Below are 18,671 nucleotides of genomic sequence, written 5' to 3' on the forward strand. Positions count from 1 at the left end.
AGGCCGCTTGCGGCCGCGGGTTGTAACAAATTACGGGGGGCTTGCGGCGCTGCCCTGCTGCGGCTCGGTGCGGGCAAACACCACGGCGCACAGCGAGGCCACGCCCGCCTCGCGCAGCGCCATGGCGGCAGCATGCAGCGTGGCGCCGGTGGTCATCACGTCGTCGATGAGCACGACGTGCCGGCCGCGCAGTCCGGCCGCCTGCGTGGGCTCCACGGCAAAGGCGCCGCGCAGGTGGCGCAGGCGCTCGGCACGCGGCAACTGCGCCTGGTGCACCTGGCTTGCCTGGAGGTCCCCCGCGTGCAGCCGCAGCAGCAGCGCGGGGTGGGCCTTGGCGGGGGCCAACTGCCGGGCCAGCAGCCAGGCCTGGTTGAAGCCGCGCTCGCGCAGGCGCTCGGCCGACAAGGGGATGGGCAACACCAGGTCGGCCGCATCGAGCGCGGGCGCCAGGCCCGGGGTTGTGCGCACCAGTGCCGTGAGCGCAGCCGCCCAGCCGGGATCGGCGCGGAACTTGAAATCGGCCAGCACGCCGGACCAGGGGTAGGCATAGTCCACGGCGGCCAGGCAGCGGTCGAACAGCGGCGGTGCCTTGAGGCAGGCACCGCACACCGCCACGCCATCGGGCACCCGCAGGGCGCAGCGGGTGCAGCGCGGCACCGGCTGGGCGAAGCGGGCCGTGCACGCCGGGCAGACGCGCGTGGAAGGCCAGGCATGGCAGACGGCGCACTGGCTGGGCAGGGTGCCCGCCAGGGCGCGCAGCCTGCGGCCCACCCCCGATAGCCCCGTGAATGCCTTGAACTGCATGAGTCAATATACTTGTTCGGCCCCCCGGTTCTTCCCCTATGCCCACAGAGCGCCCCCCCACGATCGATCCCGTTGCCGCGGCCCGCTGGCATGCTGCCGCACCCGCTGCCGCCCCCTGGCTCCACGAAGAGGTGGCCCGCCGCATGGAAGACCGCCTGCAGTGGATACGCCAGGCCCCCACCGCCTGGTGCCACTGGGACCCCGTGCGCGGCGGCCTGCAGGGCCATGCGCTGGTGAGTGCCCGCTATCCCAAGGCTGCTTGCCAGGTGGCTGAAACCGCTGCCCACTGCCTGCCCGCGGCCGAGCAGGCCCTGGCCCGGCCCTGGTGGAGCCCGGCACGCTGGACCGGGCCGGCCCCGCAGTTCGGCCTGCCGCTCGATGCCAGCGTGCAGATGCTCTGGGCCAACATGGCGCTGCACATGGCGGCCGACCCGCAGGCCCTCATCGCCCAGTGGCACCGCGCGCTGGCGACGGATGGCTACCTCATGTTCTCGTGCCTGGGGCCCGACACCGCGCGCGAGCTGCGCGGCGTGTATGCCGCCCTGGGCTGGCCGCCGGCCGGCCACGCCTTCACCGACATGCACGACTGGGGCGACATGCTGGTGCATGCCGGCTTTGCCGAGCCCGTGATGGACATGGAGCGCATCACGCTCACCTTCGCCACGCCCGAGCGCCTGCTGCAGGAGCTGCGCGAGCTCGGCTGCAACCTGCACCCCGGGCGCTTTGGCGCGCTGCGCGGGCGCGGCTGGCGCGAACGCCTGCACGCGGCCCTGGCCGAGCACCTGGCCGACCCGGCCCAGCCAGGGCAGTTGGCACTGACTTTCGAGATCATCTACGGCCATGCCTTCAAGCCCGCGCCGCGCCTGAAAATGAGCGCCAGCAGCGCGGTTTCGCTGCAGGACATGCGGGCCATGCTGGCCAGTGGAACAGGTAGAAGTACCGGGTAGCTCCCTGTCAATGACATGGAACAAGGCACGCTACAATTCAGGGTTATTGGGATTTCGGGCATCTTCCCGCGCAACGTAGCGGGCTGCGCATGCCGCGCCAGTGGCTTTCCTGGTGTGGCCTGCAGCCGGCAGTCTTGTGGGCACCTCCGGTGACAGGCTTGGTATTTCGCTTCGCCACGGTCTCGGGCCAGCGCATCGATTGGCGCCTGGTCCGCAACTGCTCGGTCACGCCGGCGCAGATGGGGTGGATGTACCTGTCGCTGTGTGCCGTGTCGCTGGGCATTGCGACGTTCTTCTGGCTGCTCGGAGCCCGGTTGGTCATGCCCTTCGCATGGCTGGAGATAGTGGTTGTTGGTTTGGCATTCGCCACATACGGACGTCATGCGGCCGATGGCGAGAGGATCTCACTGCAGGGCTCGCGCCTGGTGGTGGAGTTGGAGACAGCAGGCAAGCTCCAGCGTGCCGAATTCGACCGGAGCTGGGTTCGCGTAGAACCCAAGACCGGCGACCGGTCGCTGATCACCTTGTCTGGCCAAGGCCGATCGGTGGAGGTGGGGCGCTACGTGCGCCCCGAGCTTCGACCGGCCCTGGCATCGGAGATACGCATGGCCTTGCGCGCAGCCTGACCCCACGCAGGCGCGCCAGCAGGGATTGGTTAATTTGAGGCTTAGAAGTAAGTGAGAACTATGAAGAGCATTTCCAATAAGCTGGCTTCTCTGCTGCTGATCGCAGGCACATGGGTAGGTGGCGTGGCCCATGCCGTTCAAGACCTGCCCGGCGGTCCTGCAGTCAACCAGCTCAATCTGCATCCTCCGGTCACCAAGATCGCCGAGGAGCAGCATTTCCTGCATTGGATGATGCTCATCATCTGCACGGTGATCTTCGTGGCCGTGTTCTCCGTGATGTTCTATTCCATCTGGAAGCATCGCCAGTCCAAAGGCGCCAAGGCCGCCAACTTCCATGAGTCCGTCACCGTCGAAGTCGTCTGGACCATCATTCCCTTCATCATCGTGATCCTCATGGCCCTGCCCGCCACCAAGGTGCTGGTGGCGCAGAAGGACACGACCAACGCCGACCTCACCATCAAGACCACGGGCTACCAGTGGAAGTGGGGCTACGACTACATCACCGGCGAAGGCGAGGGCCTGGCCTTCATCTCCACGCTGGACAGCAGCCACCGCGTGATGTCCGACAGCGGCAACGTCAAGGAAGCGCCCGCCAACTACCTGCTCAAGGTGGACAACCCCATGGTGGTGCCGGTCAACAAGAAGATCCGCATCATCACCACCGCCAACGACGTGATCCACGCCTTCATGGTGCCGGCCTTCGGCATCAAGCAGGACGCGATCCCCGGCTTCGTGCGCGACACCTGGTTCCGTGCCGAGAAGATCGGCGATTACTACGGCCAGTGCGCCGAGCTGTGCGGCAAGGAACACGCCTACATGCCCATCCACGTGAAGGTGGTGTCCGCCGAGGACTACACCGCCTGGGTGGCCGACCAGAAGAAGAAAGCCGCCGCCAAGCTCGACGACCCGACCAAGGTCTGGACGCTGGAAGACATCGTCAAGCGTGGCGAGAAGGTCTACGCCGCCAACTGCGCTGCCTGCCACCAGGCCAACGGCAAGGGCGCCGGCCCGATCAAGCCGCTCGACGGCGCGGCCGTGGTGCTCGATGCCGACCACGCCAAGCAGATCCAGATCGTGCTCAAGGGCGCGGCCAATGGCGCCATGCCCGCATGGGGCCAGCTGAGCGACACGGACATCGCGGCCGTGGTCAGCTACACCAAGAACAACTGGTCCAACAAGACCGGCCAACTGGTGCAGCCTTCGGAAGTCGTTGCCCAGCGCGGCAAGTGATCGACGCCCAACGTACTGATTGATTGAGGAATCCACAATGAGCGCAGTTCTCGACAACCACGGGCACGCTGGCGACCACGCACACGACGACCACGGCCACCATGGCCCCACCGGCTGGCGCCGCTGGGTATTCGCCACCAACCACAAGGACATCGGTACCCTGTACCTGCTGTTCGCCTTCGCCATGCTCATGGTGGGCGGTGTGCTGGCCCTCCTGATCCGCGCCGAGCTGTTCCAGCCCGGCCTGCAGCTGGTGAACCCCGAGCTGTTCAACCAGCTCACCACCATGCACGGCCTGATCATGGTGTTCGGCGCCATCATGCCGGCCTTCGTGGGCTTTGCGAACTGGATGATCCCGCTGCAGATCGGCGCCTCCGACATGGCCTTCGCGCGCATGAACAACTTCAGCTTCTGGCTGATGATTCCTGCCGCTGCCATGCTGGTCAGCTCCTTCTTCATGCCCGGTGGCGCACCCGCCGCCGGCTGGACGCTGTACGCACCGCTGACGCTGCAGATGGGCCCCTCGATGGACGCCGGCATCTTCGCCATGCACATCCTGGGTGCCTCGTCCATCATGGGCTCGATCAACATCATCGTGACCATCCTGAACATGCGCGCCCCCGGCATGACGCTGATGAAGATGCCCATGTTCGCCTGGACCTGGCTCATCACCGCCTACCTGCTGATCGCCGTGATGCCCGTGCTGGCCGGCGCCATCACCATGACGCTGACGGACCGCCACTTCGGCACCAGCTTCTTCAACCCCGCCGGCGGCGGTGACCCGGTGATGTACCAGCACATCTTCTGGTTCTTCGGCCACCCCGAGGTGTACATCATGATCTTGCCGGCCTTCGGCATCGTGAGCCAGATCGTGCCCGCCTTCGCGCGCAAGAAGCTGTTCGGCTACGCCTCCATGGTGTATGCCACCTCGTCCATCGCCATCCTGTCGTTCATCGTGTGGGCGCACCACATGTTCACCACCGGCATGCCCGTGACCGGCCAGCTGTTCTTCATGTACGCCACCATGCTGATCTCCGTGCCCACGGCCGTGAAGATCTTCAACTGGATCGCCACCATGTGGCGCGGCTCCATGACCTTCGAGACCCCCATGCTGTTCGCCGTGGGCTTCATCTTCGTGTTCACCATGGGTGGCTTCACCGGCCTGATCCTGGCCATGGCGCCCATCGACATCCAGCTGCAGGACACCTACTACGTGGTGGCCCACTTCCACTACGTGCTGGTGGCCGGCTCGCTGTTCTCGATGTTCGCGGGCGTGTACTACTGGCTGCCCAAGTGGACGGGCCACATGTACTCCGAGACGCGCGGCCAGATCCACTTCTGGGGCTCGCTGATCACCTTCAACATCACCTTCTTCCCGATGCACTTCCTGGGTCTGGCCGGCATGCCCCGCCGCTACGCCGACTACCCCATGCAGTTCGCCGACTTCAACGCCATCGCCTCGGTGGGCGCCTTCGGTTTCGGCCTGATGCAGGTGTACTTCTTCCTGGCCATCGTGCTGCCTGCCATGATGGGCAAGGGCGCTGCGGCCCCCGCCAAGCCCTGGGACGGCGCCGAAGGACTGGAATGGGAAGTGCCATCGCCCGCACCGTTCCACACCTTTGAAACCCCGCCCAAGCTGGACGCCACGGCAACCCGCGTGATCGGCTGAGCACCATGCCCATGACCCCCGAACAGAAGAAGAGCAACCTGCGCCTGGGTTTGATCCTGGCGTCCATCGCTGCGGCCTTCTTCATCGGGTTCATGGTCAAGATGGTCCTCTTGTCCTCGCGCTGAAGCACCACCACGAGGCACCGGACCCGTCACCATGAACCTGCGCCGCGAAAACGCCAAGATGGTGGGCAAGCTGGTCGTGATCGCGGCCGGCATGTTCGCCTTCGGCTACGTGCTGATCCCCATCTACAAGCACATCTGCGAGATGACGGGCATCAACATCCTGTCGCTGTCCGAGCGCCAGGTGCCCGGCAACGGCGTGGCCGGCAAGGACGTCAAGGTGCCCGCCAACACGCAGGTGGACAAGAGCCGCACCATCACCGTCGAGTTCGACGCCAATGCGCGCGGCCCCTGGGACTTCAAGCCCGCCCAGCGCTCGGTGCAGGTGCACCCCGGCGAGCTGACCACGGTGATGTACGAGTTCCAGAACGTGCAGAACCGCCGCATGGCCGCCCAGGCCATCCCCAGCTACGCACCGCGCCAGGCGGCAGCGCACTTCAACAAGCTGGAGTGCTTCTGCTTCAACCAGTACACGCTGGAGCCCGGTGAAAAGAAGCAATGGCCCGTGGCCTTCGTGATCGACCCGCGCCTGTCCAAGGACGTCACGACGATCACCCTGTCCTATACCTTCTTCGAAGTGGGCGGCAAGACGCCCGCGGCGCCCGAGTCCACGGCTGCGGCACCGGTGCTGCAGCATGCCGCTACCGAAGGAGCCGGATCATGAACGCCCCCGCGCCGGCACACCAGCGCAAGGGCTCGCTGCTGCGCACCATCCGCGCCGTGGCCTGGTCCTTCATCGGCCTGCGCAAGGGCAGTGAATACGCGCAGGACGTCGAGAAGCTCAACCCGGTGCACATCATCGTGGTCGGGCTGGTCGCGGTGTTCCTGCTGGTGATCGGGCTGATCGCCCTGGTGAACTTCATTGTGTGACGGCGGCATGGCCAGCGTCCCCACGAGTACGATAGATAGATAACAAAAGATTCAAAGAGATTCAGGAGCTGAAGAAATGAGTGCATCAAGCCACGGAACCACACCGTACTACTACGTGCCCGCCGAATCGCGCCACCCGGCGATGGCGGCTGCCGGCCTGTTCTTCGTGATCCTGGGCGCGGGCCAGTGGATCAACGGCCACGATTGGGGCAAGTACTCCCTGCTGCTGGGCCTGGTCTGGTGGCTGTTCGTGCTCTACCAGTGGTTCGGTGACGCCGTGCGCGAAAGCGAAGGCGGCCTGTACGGCCACAAGATCGACCTCTCGTACCGCTGGAGCATGAGCTGGTTCATCTTCTCGGAGGTGATGTTCTTCGGCGCCTTCTTCTCGGCCCTGTGGTGGGCGCGCGCGCACTCGGTGCCGGCCCTCGGCAGCCTCGACAACGCGCTGCTCTGGCCCGACTTCAAGGCCGTGTGGCCCAGCGTGGCCGCGGGCGTCACCGCATCGCCTGCCGGCATCGTCGAGCCCTTCCAGACCGTGGGTCCCCAATGGCTGCCCACCATCAACACGGCCCTGCTGCTGACCTCGGGCGTCACGCTGACCATCGCCCACCATGCGCTGCGCGAAAACCACCGCGGCAAGACCATTGCCTACATGTGGGCTACCGTGGTGCTGGGCTTCACCTTCCTGTGCGTGCAGGGCTACGAGTACTACCACCTGTACACCGACCTGAACTTGAAGCTCAACTCGGGCGTGTTCGGCTCCACCTTCTTCATGCTCACGGGCTTCCACGGCTTCCACGTGTTCCTGGGCATGCTGATGCTGCTGTTCATCACCCTGCGCCTGCAAAAGGGCCACTTCACGGCCGACAAGCACTTCGGCTTCGAGGGCGCTGCCTGGTACTGGCACTTTGTGGACGTGGTCTGGCTCGGCCTGTACGTGCTGGTCTACTGGATGTAATCCGGCACGGCCTTCCGCAAAAAAAGCGCCGTGAGGCGCTTTTTTTGTTCCGGCCGGGTGCGCTGGCTCAGCGCGAGGCGGGCAGCCCCGTGGGCTGGATGTAACCGAGCTGCCAAGCCACCAGAATGCACAGGAACAGTACGATGGACAGCCCCACCCGCAGCGCCAGCGCGCGCGCCATGCGGCGGCCCTTGGCCTTATCGTCGCTGGCATCCTTGCCGCCACGCATCATGAAGAACAGGGCCGAGGCCAGGCTGGCGAGGATGGCGATGAAGGCCAGCACAACGAGGTATTTCATGGAGCACATTATCCCGTGACCGACACGCGACGCGCCCTGGGCCCGCTGTTCTGGCTGGTGCTGCTGGCCGCCCTGGCCGGCATGGCGGCCACCGCCTCGCTGGGGCGCTGGCAGCTCTCGCGCGCGGCAGAGAAAGAGGCGCTGCAGGCCCGCATCGACGAGCGCATGCGCGAGCCGGCCATCGATGGCCGCACGCTGCTGGCCGCGACAGCATCCACACCCGCCTCCACCGACGCGCCGCAGCAGGCCCTGGTGCACCGCACCGTGCAGCTGCAGGGCCGCTGGCTGCCCGAGCACACCGTGTACCTGGACAACCGCCAGATGCAGGGCCGGCCCGGCTTCTTTGTGCTCACGCCACTGCAGCTGGCGGGCGAGCCCGGCGCCGTGGTGTTGGTGCAGCGCGGTTGGGCGCCGCGCAATTTTCAGGACCGCATGCAGTTGCCGCCCGTGCAGACGCCCGCCGGCCCGGTGCAGGTCACGGGCCGTGTGGCAGCGCCCCCATCGCGCCTGTACGAGTTCGAGGGCGGCGACAGCGCCAAGGGGTCTTCCCGCATCCGGCAAAATCTCGACCTGGCTGCCTTCGGGGCAGAGACCGGCCTGGCGCTGGCGCCCCTCACGGTCTTGCAGACCGGGGCGGCCGGCGAGGGGCTGCTGCGCGACTGGCCGGTGATCGGCGCGGGCGTCGACAAACACTACGGTTACGCATTTCAATGGTTCGGGCTCTGCGGCCTGATTGCACTTCTTTATGTCTGGTTCCAAATCGTCCGACGCTTCGTTCGCCCACGCCGCCAGCCAGGTGCCTGAGCCCCACAGCAGCGGCGTCGCCCACCCGCTGGGCCTCACGGTGCACAGCCTGCCCGAGGCAGGCGAGGCCGTTGCCAGCAGCCAGCGCACGCGCCATGGCCGCCTGAAGATGTTCGGTGTGCTGCTGATCTGTGCCGCCCCGGTCATCGCCTCGTACTTCACCTACTACGTGATCCGGCCAGAGGGTCGCCGCGTCTACGGCGAACTCATCAACCCCCAGCGCAGCATGCCCGCGCTGGTGGGCACGGCGCTCGACGGCACGCCCCAGGCCCTGGCCTCGCTCAAAGGCCAGTGGCTGCTGGTGAGCGTGGCCGGCGGCGATTGCAACGACACCTGCCAGAAGCACCTGTACCTGCAGCGCCAACTGCGCGAAACCCTGGGCCGCGAGAAGGACCGTGTGGACTGGGTCTGGCTCGTCAACGACAGCGCGCCGCCGCCGCCGCTGCTGGCGCCGGCCCTGCAGCAGGCCACCGTGCTGCGCCTGGCGCCCGAGGCCCTGGCGGCCTGGCTGGCGCCGGCTGAGGGCCATGCCCTGCAGGACCACCTCTACGTGGTGGACCCCATGGGCAACTTCATGATGCGCTTTCCCGCCGCCATGGACCGCAGCGGCGCGGCCAAGGCCAAGCGCGACCTCGACCGCCTGCTGCGCGCCTCCTCCTCGTGGGACGAGGCCGGCCGGCCCGCCAAGCCATGAGCGACGCCCAACCCCTGTACGACCTGGCACCGCTGGCCCGGCTCATGCTGCTGGGCGTGCTCATCGCCCTGGGCCCGCTGGTCTGGGTGTGGCTGCGCAACCGCAAGAGCACGCCGCTCAAGCGCCTGCAGGCGCTCACTGTGCTCACGCTGTTCCTCACCTTCGACCTGGTGCTGTTCGGCGCCTTTACGCGGCTCACCGATTCGGGCCTGGGCTGCCCCGACTGGCCCGGCTGCTACGGCAATGCCAGCCCCGTGGGCGCACGCGCCGAGATCGCCGCGGCGCAAGAGGCCATGCCCACCGGCCCCGTCACCCACGGCAAGGCCTGGGTCGAGATGGTGCACCGCTACCTGGCCACGGGCGTGGGCGTGCTCATCATCGTGATCACCGTCTCGTCCTGGGTGCAGCGCCGCCAGGCCCGGCAGCAGGGCATCGCCGAGCCGCCCATCAGCCCCTGGTGGCCCACCTTCACGCTGTTCTGGGTGTGCCTGCAGGGCGCGTTCGGCGCGCTCACGGTCACCATGAAGCTGTTCCCCGCCATCGTCACGCTGCACCTCATCGGCGGCCTGGTGCTGCTGGCCCTGCTGTGCGTGCAGGCCGTGCGCCATGCACACTGGGCCCAGGGCCGGGTGGCTGAGCGCATTGCCCCCGCGCTGCGCCAGGGCCTGCTGTGGACCGCCGTGCTCGTGTCCGTGCAGATCGTGCTGGGCGGCTGGGTCAGCACCAACTACGCGGTGCTGGCCTGCACCAGCTTCCCCACCTGCCAGGGCAGTTGGTGGCCGGCCATGGACTTTGCCCAGGGCTTCCAGGTCTGGCGCCAGCTGGGCATGCTGCAGGACGGCAGCCACATCAGCTTTGCCGGCCTCACGGCCATCCACTACGTGCACCGGCTCATGGCCTATGTGGTGCTGGCCGCGCTGCTGGCGCTTGTCTGGCGCCTCTACAAGGCCGCCGTGCTGCCGGTGCAGGCACGCTGGCTGCTGGCGCTGTCGCTGGCCCAGCTGGCAACGGGCCTGTCCAACGTCGTGCTGGACTGGCCCCTGCTCGCAGCCGTGCTGCACACCGGCGGCGCCGCCGCCCTGGTGGTGGTACTGACCTGGGCCCTGGCGTCCAGCCGGTCTACAGCCGCCGCTGCCACTGCCACTGCAGCCCCCGAAGAATCCCAGGCGCCGCAGGGCGCATCGAGAAGAGTGTCCGCATGAGTGTCGCCCCCGCCCTACCGTCGTCGCTGCCCTCGCGTGCGGCGCAGTTCTATGCCCTGACCAAGCCGCGCGTGGTGCAGCTCATCGTGTTCTGCGCGCTCATCGGCATGGTGCTGGCCGTGCCCGGCATGCCCAGTGGCGCGCAGTTCGGCCGCATGGCCATTGCCTGCCTGGGCGTGTGGCTGGTGGCCGGCGCTGCCGCCGCCTTCAACTGCATCGTGGAGCAGGGCATCGACGCCAAGATGAAGCGCACCGCCTGGCGCCCCACGGCCAAGGGCGAGCTGTCCAATTCGCAGACCCTGCTGTTCTCGGCCATCCTGTGCGGCGCCGGCTCGGCCCTGCTGTACTTTGCCGTGAACCCGCTGACCATGTGGCTCACCTTTGCCACCTTTGTCGGCTACGCGGTCATCTACACCGTGATCCTGAAGCCGCTCACGCCGCAGAACATCGTCATCGGCGGCGCCTCGGGCGCCATGCCGCCGGTGCTGGGCTGGTCGTCCATGACGGGCGACGTGGGCCCCGAGGCGCTGATCCTGTTCCTCATCATCTTCCTGTGGACGCCGCCGCACTTCTGGGCCCTGGCCCTGTACCGCGTGGAGGACTACCGCAAGTCCGGCCTGCCCATGCTGCCCGTGACGCATGGCAACGAGTTCACGCGCCTGCAGGTGTTCCTCTACACCCTCATCCTGTTCGCCGGTTGCCTCATGCCGTTTGTCTACGGCATGAGCTCGTGGATCTACCTGACCGCCGCCGTGCTGCTCAGCATCGGCTTTTGCGGCTACGGCTTTGCGCTGTGGCGCAAGTACTCCGACGAGCTGGCGCGCAAGACCTTCCGCTTTTCCCTCGTCCACCTGAGCGTGCTGTTCGCCGCCCTGCTGGTGGACCATTACGTGCTCTGAACGGGCCTTTTCCCACCATGCAGAAACGACATGCTTTGAAAGCCATCGCCCTGGGGACCGCCGCGTTCGCTGGCAGCACGCTGCTCACCGCCTGCTTCGACAAGAAGGAGCAGACGCTGCAGTTCCGCGGGGTCGATGTCACCGGTGCCGACTATGCACGGGACCTGCCGTTGACCGACCACAACGGCCAGGCGCGCAGCATCAAGGACTTTGCCGGCAAGGTGGTCGTGGTGTTCTTCGGCTTCACCCAATGCCCCGATGTCTGCCCCACCGCCATGGCCGAACTGGCCGAGGTGAAAAAGGCCCTGGGCCAGGACGGTGACAAGCTGCAGGGCCTGTTCGTCACCGTCGACCCCGAGCGCGACACCCCCGAGGTGCTCAAGGCCTACATGGCCAACTTCGACCCCAGCTTCCTCGCCCTGCGCGGCACCCCCGAGCAACTCGCCGCCGTGGCCAAGGACTTCAAGATCTACTACAAGAAGGTCGAAGGCAAGACCCCCACCAGCTACAGCATGGACCATTCCGCCGGCAGCTATGTCTATGACACGGCCGGGCGGCTGCGCATCTACAACCGCTATGGCAGCGGTGCGCAGGCGCTCACCGAGGATGTGCGGGCGCTGCTGAACACGGCCGCCTGAGCGCTGCCATAAAAAAGCCCTCCCCCGCCATGGCGGAGGAGGGCGATAGACGGAACAGGGCGGTTTACTCGGCCTTGATGCCGCGCATGGCGATCACGCCGCCCAGCAGGTTGGTGTCGGCCTTGATGCGGTTGGCCAGGCCTTCGGGCGAGGTGCCCACCACCTGCCAGCCTTGCTGGAACAGCTTGCTGCGCACGTCGGGGCTGCGGGCGATCTCGCTGATGAGGGCGGCGACCTTGGCCTGGATGGGCTTGGGCATGGTGGCCGGGGCGGCAAAGGCGTTCCAGATCTCCAGGTTGTAGTTGGTGATGCCGGCTTCGGCCAGGCTGGGCACGTCGGGCACCAGCGGGCTGCGGCCCGACGAGGTGACGCCGATGGCGCGCAGCTTGCCGGCCTTGACCTGGGCCTGGGCCAGGGCGGGGGGCAGCAGGGCCATTTGCAGCTGGCCGCCGAGCATGGCGGTGGCCACCTGGGGGTAGCCGGGGTAGGGCACGTGCACGGGGTTGATGTTGCTGCGCGACTTGAGCAGCTCGGTGCCGATGTGGCCCACGGTGCCCACTCCGGGGGTGCCGTAGCTCCACTTGTCGCCGCCGTTGCGGGCGGCCACGAAGAATTCGCGCGCGTCGGCCGTGGCGGGCACGCCGGGCTGGCTCACGGGGGCCGTCAGCACCAGGGGCGAGGTGCCGATCAGGCTCAGCGGGGCCAGGTCCTTGATGGGGTCGTAGGGCACGGCGGGGTTGAGCATCTTGGCGATGGTCATGTTGCCGTTGATCATCAGGCCGATGGTGTGGTCGTCACGCGCCTTGGCGACGGCGTCGGCACCGATGTTGCCGCCCGCGCCCACCTTGTTCTCCACGATGACCGGCTGGCCCAGCGCCTTGGACAGGGGCTCGGCAATGGTGCGGGCCGTGAGGTCGGGCGAGGAGCCGGCCGGAAAGCCCACGATGATGCGCACAGGCTTGGTAGGCCAGGCCACGGGGGCTGCCGCCGCCGCAGGTGCTGCGGGTTTGGCAGCGGGCTTTTGCGCGGACGACTGCTGGGCTTGCTGGGCCAGGGCCCAGGGCGACGACGTCAGGGCAGCGATCGCCAGGGCCAGGGCCGCGCGGCGGGGAACAGGAACAACAACAGGGCGTGACAAGAGCATCTCCTTGAAAGTGATCTGCAGCGGCTGCCGCGCCAAAGAAAAAGGGCCCCGACGGGGCCCTTGTGCTCAAGGCGCTTTTGCCGCGAAGCAGCGATGGTAACGCGCCCTTTGCAGCGAAGCGGATCGATGCTTATGCCTTTATGCGTACTCCGCCAGCGCCTTTTTCATCTTCTTCATGGCGGCTACTTCGATCTGGCGAATGCGCTCGGCGCTCACGCCATAGACGGCGGCCAGCTCGTGCAGCGTCATGCCGCCCGTGCCGTCGTCGTTCACCTTGAGCCAGCGCTCTTCCACGATGCGGCGGCTGCGCTCGTCCAGGCTGGCCAGGGCGTCGGCAATGCCGTCGGTGGCCAGGTAGTCGCGCTGGCGCGATTCGATCATGGCCGTGGGCTCATGGGCGGCATCGGCCAGGTAGGCGATGGGGCCGAAGGCCTGCTCGCCATCGTCCGAGGGGGCCGGGTCGAGCAGCACATCGCCGCCCGACAGGCGGGTTTCCATCTCGATGACTTCTTCGCGCTTGACGTTGAGCTGCTCGGCCACAGCGTCGATCTCGCGGTCCGACAGGGTGTCGCGGTGCGTGGCGGCATCGGCGGCGGCCGCATCGGCCTTGAAACCTTGCTTCATGGACCGCAGATTGAAGAACAGCTTGCGCTGGGCCTTGGTGGTCGCCACCTTGACCATGCGCCAGTTCTTGAGGATGTATTCGTGGATCTCGGCCTTGATCCAGTGCATGGCGTAGCTCACCAAGCGCACGCCCTGGTCGGGGTCGAAGCGCTTGACGGCCTTCATCAGGCCCACGTTGCCTTCCTGGATCAGGTCGCCGTGCGGCAGGCCATAGCCCAGGTACTGGCGCGAGATGGAGACGACCAGGCGCAGGTGCGACATCACCAGCCGGCCGGCGGCGTCCAGGTCGTTGTTGTCCTTGAGAGCGCGTGCGTAGGTCTGCTCTTCCTCGTGGGTGAGCAGGGGCAGGCGGTTGACGGCCGAAATATAGGCGTCCAGATTGCCCAGCGGGGGCACCAGCGCCCATGGGTTGGCGGGCGCCAAAGTCGTCGTAACGGTTCCAGACTGAATGTTCATTCCGGGAATCCTTTCCTCTAAGCCGTGATATTAGCACTCTCTTTGAATGAGTGCTAAAGCCAAAGTTCCCCTGCTGCGGTGGGGTGATTGCCGGGGTGTCCGGGCCACGATGGACCATGGACTGGCATGCATCCCCAAGGTTCCTTCCACGGTGCTTTGCCCTGCAAAGCCGGCCGAAAATCGCTGGTCCCCAGTCTAGGGAGCGTGCCTGGGCCCGCCTGTAGGAGCCCGGCCCAGTTCTGTGTGGTGATTGGCGACGGATGCGGGAGCAGGGGGTGGGGGCGCGCATCGCTACCATCGGCGGCCACAGCACCTGTTTACGTCCATGCACCCCCAGCCCGCCACCGCCACCCCTCCCGCCCCCGCTCCCTGGATCGCCCGCATCCCCCTGTCGCCCGAGCGCAGCCGCCAGGCCCTGGTCATCGTGCATGCCGGCAAGGCCACGCGCCCGGCCGAGGGGCTGCAGGCGCTGCTGGGCTTCCATGCCGATGGGCAAGGGGGCTGGATCTCCGCCGCCCAGGCGGAGGATGGGCGCTGGGGCTTCATCGATGCCGGGGGCCGCTGGCGGGTGCCGCCCACGCTGGAGAATGCGCGCGGCTATTCCGTCGACGGCCTGGCGCGCTTCCAGCAGGGCGGGCTGTGGGGCTTTGTGGACCTTGCAGGGGCGGTGGCGGTGGCGCCGCGCTTCCTGGATGTGCGGCCATTCCGGCACGGCCTGTCGGCGGCGCGGGTGGGCGAGGACGAATGGCGCATCCTCGACCGCGAGGGGCGCTTCACCTCGGAGGCGCGCTTTCACGACCTCAGCGAGTTCGGCGCCTGCGGCCTGGCCCGCGCGGTCCCGTGGGATCCGCAAGGCGACGAGCGCCTGCACGGCTTTGTGGACCGGGAGGGGCGCTGGGCCATCGCGCCGCGTTTCCAGGCGGCCGAGCCCTTTGACGAGCTGGACACCACCCCCGCCACGCTCGACGGCGACCGTTGGGGCCTGATCGATGCACGTGGGGAGTGGGTGCTCACCCCCGGCTATGCGCTGATCGATGCTTTCAACGGCGACGGCCTGGCGTACTGCGAAGGGCCCGACGATGGGGACGAGGACGATTGCGCCTACCTCGATGCCCAGGGCCGGGTCGTCGTGCAGGGCGACGCCCAACTGGCCCGGTACATGGCCTGCGGCCGGGTGGCCAGCAACGCCGAGGGCAGCCGCTTTCTGTGCGCCGACGGCACGCCGCTGGCCACCCCGGCCCTGGCCTGGGGCACCCACTTCCGCCCCGCCTGCGGCTTTGCCGTGGTGCGCACCCGCAGCAGCGGCGATGGCGACGGGGCTGTCCCCGCGGCCTGGGGCCTGTTGCACACCGATGGCAGCGTGCTGCCAGTGGATGCTGCGCCGCTGCTGGAGCCGCTGACCGACGCCGAGGGCTGGATACCCGCCGAAGAGCGCGGCACGCCGCTGGTGCCGTTTCTCACGCGCGATGGCCAGGTGGCCTGGATCGACCGGGCCGGTACCGTGGTCTGGCGTGCCGTGGCCGACGGCGCGCAGGTGGTGCTGCAGGCCGCCGATGGCCGCCCGCTGTGGCGCAGCGCGGTGCAGGAGGGGGCTGTCGGGCCGGTGCAGCCGTTCTTCCACCCCCAGCCCACCGCGCACCAGGATGCGGTGGCCCTGGCCCGCGACCTGCTGGCCGATGCCGAGGCCGCCCTGCACGGGCTGGCGGCGGGCGAAGCGCTGGAGGGCGGGCCCGCCTATGACGAGGAGGAAGAAGCGGACGAGGACGCCGCCCCGGTGCGCCATGCGGTGCGCACGCGGCGGCTGGCGCGCACCGACCTGGGCGAAGAACACAGCGGACACTACGAGTTCCTGGGCCCGCTGCGGGCCGGTGCCGTGGAGCAGGCCCATACGGCGGTGCTGCAGGCCCTGGCCGGGCATTACGGCCCGCCCTTGCGCGACCCCGAGCACAAGGTCCCTTGGTGGTTCCCCGCCGGCCAGCTGCCGCCGGCCTGGGCCGTGCCGATGGACCGCGCCCTGCCGGGGGACAGCGGCGTGCTGCGCGAGTCGCGCGAGCAGTGGCTGTCGCTGTACCAGGTGGATGGCACGGGCGACGGCGATGCCTGGTGGGAGCTGCGGCTGATGGCGGCGCCGAGCGTGGACGCGCTGCAGACCGCGCTGCGCGCACGCCAGCAGGCCCTGCCGGCCGGGGAGGGCGAGGGGGACAGGCCTCGCGCTGACGGCCCGCCCGAGGCGCCCCGCGAACCGCAGACGCGCGAGGAATGGCTGCAGACCGTGGCCCGCAGCGGCCGCTCCATCGGCCGGGTGCCGGCACAGTGGCTGGACGATGCCATGGTGGATGCGGCGGTGGCCGACTGGACCGCGGCGCTGGAAGATGTGCCCGCGCGCTGGCAGACGCCCGAGCGCCTGGCCGCCCTGGTGCGCCAGGGGGTCGACAAGGCCACGCAGATCCCGCCCCGCTGCATGACGGCCGAAGCCTTGGCCCTGGCGCGCGCGCTGTACGCGGGCCAGCCCGACTGGGACTGGCGCGACCAGGAGCACAGCCGCGTGCCCCGGCAGTGGAACCACAACAGCCTGCACGGCGTGTGGGCCGGACTGCTCACGCCAGCGATGGCGCTTGCGGCCGTGCGCGCGCATGCGCCCCTGCGCACCGTGGCGCACTGGCTGCGCACCGATGCGGTGGAAGAGGCCGCCCTCAGCACCAGCCTGGACAACATCCGCGACCTCGACCCCGCCAAGGTCACGCCGGCGCTGGCCGAAGCCGCCGTGCGCTACCGCGGCGACCGGATCGACGCCATCCCGGCCCACCTGCTGACCCCCCAGCTGTGCCTGCTGGCGGTGCGCAACAACGGCCAGTCGCTGGCCCTGATTCCCGAGGCCCTGCGCAGCGTGGACGTCTGCGTCGCAGCGCTCCAGGAATCCTGGAACCAGTTCATGGAAGTGCCCCAAGCCCTGCGGGTGGAGGTGACCACCCAGCTCATCGACGCGGAGCTGGCGAAGAGCAAGCGCAAGAAGAAGCAAGCCGGCGCGCCGGAGGAAAGCAGCGAGTGGCACGCCTACCGCGCATGGGCCCGCCTCTGGGCCGGCGACTGGCCGGGCGCCATGGCCGACGCGCAGCGCAAGCAGGGCAGGGCGGCCGACATGCACTACGTGATGGCCAGCGCCTGGCGCGCGCTGGGCCGCCCCGAAGAGGCCGCGCGCGAGGCTGCGAACGTGCTCGCCCGCGAGTCGCCCTACGTCGCCATGTGGAACCGCGCCGAAGACACGCGCTGGCTCCAGGCCCTGGCCCGGGAGCACACCGCCCGGGCGCTGGCGGTTGACGATGCGGCGCTGGTGGAGCGGCTGCGCGCGCAGCCCGACCTGCTGGGCGACATCCCGCGCGAGCGCATCACCCACGCCATGGTGGATGCCGCGCTGCAGGACGATGAACGCACCGTGCGCTTTGTGCCGCGCCGCCTCATGACGCCCGAGCGCTATGCCATTGCGCTGGAGCGCCAATTCAAGCAGTTCGGGCAGATCCCTGCCAGCATGCTCAGCGAGGCGGCCTGTATCGCGCATGTGCGCAACGCGGGGTGGAACCTGGGCGCGGTGCCCGAGGCCCTGCGCACGCTCACCGTCTGCGCCTACGCGGTGCGCCACAGCGCCCGCGCCATCGAGGAGGTGCCCGCGGCCCTGCGCGAGCGGGTGCCGGCCGCGGTCCGCAAGCTGCCGCGCGAATAGGGGGATGTCCCGCACCGAGGGGTGCTGGGGACGTCCCTTTAGCGGCCGGTCGGCAGCAGCCGCTCCACCAGCGGGTGCAGCACCTTCTTGTGCGCGGCGATGGCAAAGAAGTGCTCCTCCACGCCTGTGCAGGCGCCCACGCGCTTGACGCCATAGTGGGCCCTCAGGTCCTCGTGCACCAGGCCCGCCATCGGAAACACGCCCATGCCCGCGGCGCCAAAGGTCTTGAGCAGGGCGCTGTCCTCGAACTCCCCGGCCACATTCGGGCGGATGGCCTGGCGTTCGAACCACTGGTCGAGCCGGGCGCGCACGGCGGCATGGGTGGTGGGCAGCAGCACGGGCACCTGCGCCAGCGACTGTGGAAAGCCGCGCCGCGCGGCCGCATACAGCGCGGGCGGCGCGTACCAGGCCAGGGCCGAGGAGGTGAGCGGGTGGCTGTAGACCTTGAGGCTGGGGTTGGGCGGTGCGGCGCGGTCGGCCAGCACCACGTCGAGCCGGTGCAGCGCCAGGTCGCCCAGCAGGTCTTCGAACTCGTCCACCAGGCACAGCAGCTTGAGGTGCGGCGCCTGCATCACCGGCTGCATCAGGCTGCGCACGGCCAGCTTGGGCAACTGGTCGGAGATGCCCACCACCAGGCGCACCGTGGGCGCGCCCGCGGCATCGCGCACGGCGGCCGGCAACTGCTCGCCCAGCTGGAAGATCTGCTCGGCCTGGCGCAGCGCGGCCAGCCCCGCTTCGGTGAGGGCCACCCCGCGCCCCGCGGGCTTGAGCAGGGCGTAGCCGAGGGCGCGCTCGAGCTCGCGCACCTGGGTGCTCACGGTTTGCACGGCCATGCCCAGGCGTTCCGCGGCGCGCGCCACGCCCCCTTCCTTGGCGACGACCCAGAAGTAGTAGAGGTGCCGGTAGCTGAAGTCGGGGCCCATGCACTGTCCGGTTTTTCAGAACTGTTGCTTCCCAATTATCTGCTT

The 18,671-nt window shown here is 68.4% G+C and carries 19 protein-coding genes; 14 read left to right on the forward strand and 5 right to left on the reverse strand.

The window, feature by feature from the left end; all coding sequences use genetic code 11:
- Window positions 1-30: 30 nt before the first annotated feature.
- Window positions 31-804 carry a ComF family protein gene (locus tag HNP48_RS13750; protein ID WP_184857736.1) on the reverse strand — a complete coding sequence of 258 codons (774 nt, stop codon included), beginning with the start codon at window positions 802-804 and terminating at the stop codon, window positions 31-33.
- A gap of 38 nt (window positions 805-842) precedes the next feature.
- Here HNP48_RS13750 and HNP48_RS13755 point away from each other — a divergent pair, with 38 nt between their 5' ends.
- The 8 genes from HNP48_RS13755 (at window position 843) to HNP48_RS13785 (ending at window position 7,226) form a co-directional block, all read left to right on the forward strand.
- Window positions 843-1,751 carry a biotin synthase gene (locus HNP48_RS13755; protein WP_184857738.1) on the forward strand — a complete coding sequence of 303 codons (909 nt, stop codon included), beginning with the start codon at window positions 843-845 and terminating at the stop codon, window positions 1,749-1,751.
- Window positions 1,752-1,900: 149 nt separating this feature from the next.
- Window positions 1,901-2,377: a DUF2244 domain-containing protein gene (locus tag HNP48_RS13760; RefSeq protein ID WP_184857891.1), complete on the forward strand. Its 477-nt coding sequence runs from the start codon at window positions 1,901-1,903 to the stop codon at window positions 2,375-2,377.
- 60 nt (window positions 2,378-2,437) lie between these two features.
- The gene (coxB, locus tag HNP48_RS13765; protein ID WP_184857740.1) at window positions 2,438-3,607 is read left to right on the forward strand and encodes a cytochrome c oxidase subunit II; all 1,170 of its coding nucleotides are present in this window, start codon (window positions 2,438-2,440) and stop codon (window positions 3,605-3,607) included.
- A gap of 37 nt (window positions 3,608-3,644) precedes the next feature.
- Window positions 3,645-5,276, forward strand: a complete 1,632-nt coding sequence (gene ctaD, locus HNP48_RS13770; protein WP_184857742.1) for a cytochrome c oxidase subunit I — start codon at window positions 3,645-3,647, stop codon at window positions 5,274-5,276.
- Window positions 5,277-5,287: 11 nt separating this feature from the next.
- Window positions 5,288-5,401, forward strand: a complete 114-nt coding sequence (locus tag HNP48_RS35195; RefSeq protein WP_221480214.1) for a cytochrome oxidase small assembly protein — start codon at window positions 5,288-5,290, stop codon at window positions 5,399-5,401.
- A 31-nt stretch (window positions 5,402-5,432) separates the two neighbouring features.
- Entirely contained in the window at window positions 5,433-6,062 is a 630-nt protein-coding gene (locus HNP48_RS13775; RefSeq protein WP_184857744.1) for a cytochrome c oxidase assembly protein, read from the forward strand.
- Window positions 6,059-6,268 (forward strand): DUF2970 domain-containing protein, encoded by a 210-nt coding sequence (locus HNP48_RS13780; protein WP_184857746.1) that lies wholly within the window; start codon window positions 6,059-6,061, stop codon window positions 6,266-6,268. The genes HNP48_RS13775 and HNP48_RS13780 overlap by 4 nt, the downstream gene beginning before the upstream one ends.
- 76 nt (window positions 6,269-6,344) lie before the next feature.
- Entirely contained in the window at window positions 6,345-7,226 is an 882-nt protein-coding gene (locus HNP48_RS13785; protein ID WP_184857749.1) for a cytochrome c oxidase subunit 3, read from the forward strand.
- 67 nt (window positions 7,227-7,293) lie between these two features.
- Here HNP48_RS13785 and HNP48_RS13790 read toward each other — a convergent pair whose 3' ends face one another.
- Window positions 7,294-7,524: a twin transmembrane helix small protein gene (locus tag HNP48_RS13790; RefSeq protein WP_184857751.1), complete on the reverse strand. Its 231-nt coding sequence runs from the start codon at window positions 7,522-7,524 to the stop codon at window positions 7,294-7,296.
- Between the two features lie 15 nt (window positions 7,525-7,539).
- Between HNP48_RS13790 and HNP48_RS13795 the strand changes: the two genes are divergently transcribed.
- The 5 genes from HNP48_RS13795 to HNP48_RS13815 are packed head-to-tail and all read left to right on the forward strand — an operon-like array spanning window position 7,540 to window position 11,761.
- Window positions 7,540-8,328 carry an SURF1 family protein gene (locus tag HNP48_RS13795; RefSeq protein WP_311773825.1) on the forward strand — a complete coding sequence of 263 codons (789 nt, stop codon included), beginning with the start codon at window positions 7,540-7,542 and terminating at the stop codon, window positions 8,326-8,328.
- Window positions 8,270-9,022 carry a hypothetical protein gene (locus HNP48_RS13800; RefSeq protein WP_184857753.1) on the forward strand — a complete coding sequence of 251 codons (753 nt, stop codon included), beginning with the start codon at window positions 8,270-8,272 and terminating at the stop codon, window positions 9,020-9,022. The genes HNP48_RS13795 and HNP48_RS13800 overlap by 59 nt, the downstream gene beginning before the upstream one ends.
- Window positions 9,019-10,224, forward strand: a complete 1,206-nt coding sequence (locus HNP48_RS13805) for a heme A synthase (RefSeq protein WP_184857755.1) — start codon at window positions 9,019-9,021, stop codon at window positions 10,222-10,224. The genes HNP48_RS13800 and HNP48_RS13805 overlap by 4 nt, the downstream gene beginning before the upstream one ends.
- Window positions 10,221-11,123 (forward strand): heme o synthase, encoded by a 903-nt coding sequence (gene cyoE, locus HNP48_RS13810; RefSeq protein ID WP_184857757.1) that lies wholly within the window; start codon window positions 10,221-10,223, stop codon window positions 11,121-11,123. The genes HNP48_RS13805 and cyoE overlap by 4 nt, the downstream gene beginning before the upstream one ends.
- 17 nt (window positions 11,124-11,140) lie before the next feature.
- Entirely contained in the window at window positions 11,141-11,761 is a 621-nt protein-coding gene (locus tag HNP48_RS13815; RefSeq protein ID WP_184857759.1) for an SCO family protein, read from the forward strand.
- A gap of 64 nt (window positions 11,762-11,825) precedes the next feature.
- Here HNP48_RS13815 and HNP48_RS13820 read toward each other — a convergent pair whose 3' ends face one another.
- Together HNP48_RS13820 and rpoH are read right to left on the reverse strand one after the other, a co-directional pair.
- Window positions 11,826-12,905, reverse strand: coding sequence for a tripartite tricarboxylate transporter substrate binding protein (locus HNP48_RS13820; RefSeq protein ID WP_184857761.1), 1,080 nt, complete (start codon window positions 12,903-12,905; stop codon window positions 11,826-11,828).
- 138 nt (window positions 12,906-13,043) lie between these two features.
- Window positions 13,044-13,985: an RNA polymerase sigma factor RpoH gene (rpoH, locus tag HNP48_RS13825; RefSeq protein ID WP_184857763.1), complete on the reverse strand. Its 942-nt coding sequence runs from the start codon at window positions 13,983-13,985 to the stop codon at window positions 13,044-13,046.
- Window positions 13,986-14,310: 325 nt separating this feature from the next.
- Here rpoH and HNP48_RS13830 point away from each other — a divergent pair, with 325 nt between their 5' ends.
- Entirely contained in the window at window positions 14,311-17,703 is a 3,393-nt protein-coding gene (locus HNP48_RS13830) for a WG repeat-containing protein (RefSeq protein WP_184857765.1), read from the forward strand.
- A gap of 38 nt (window positions 17,704-17,741) precedes the next feature.
- Here the strand turns inward: HNP48_RS13830 and HNP48_RS13835 are convergent, their stop codons facing one another.
- A complete protein-coding gene (locus HNP48_RS13835; RefSeq protein WP_184857767.1) occupies window positions 17,742-18,626 on the reverse strand; it encodes a LysR family transcriptional regulator in 885 nt (294 codons plus the stop codon).
- Between the last annotated feature and the right edge of the window lie 45 nt (window positions 18,627-18,671).

The organism is Acidovorax soli (genome assembly GCF_014207955.1).
In the GTDB taxonomy this organism is placed as follows: Bacteria; Pseudomonadota; Gammaproteobacteria; order Burkholderiales; family Burkholderiaceae_C; genus Acidovorax; species Acidovorax soli_A.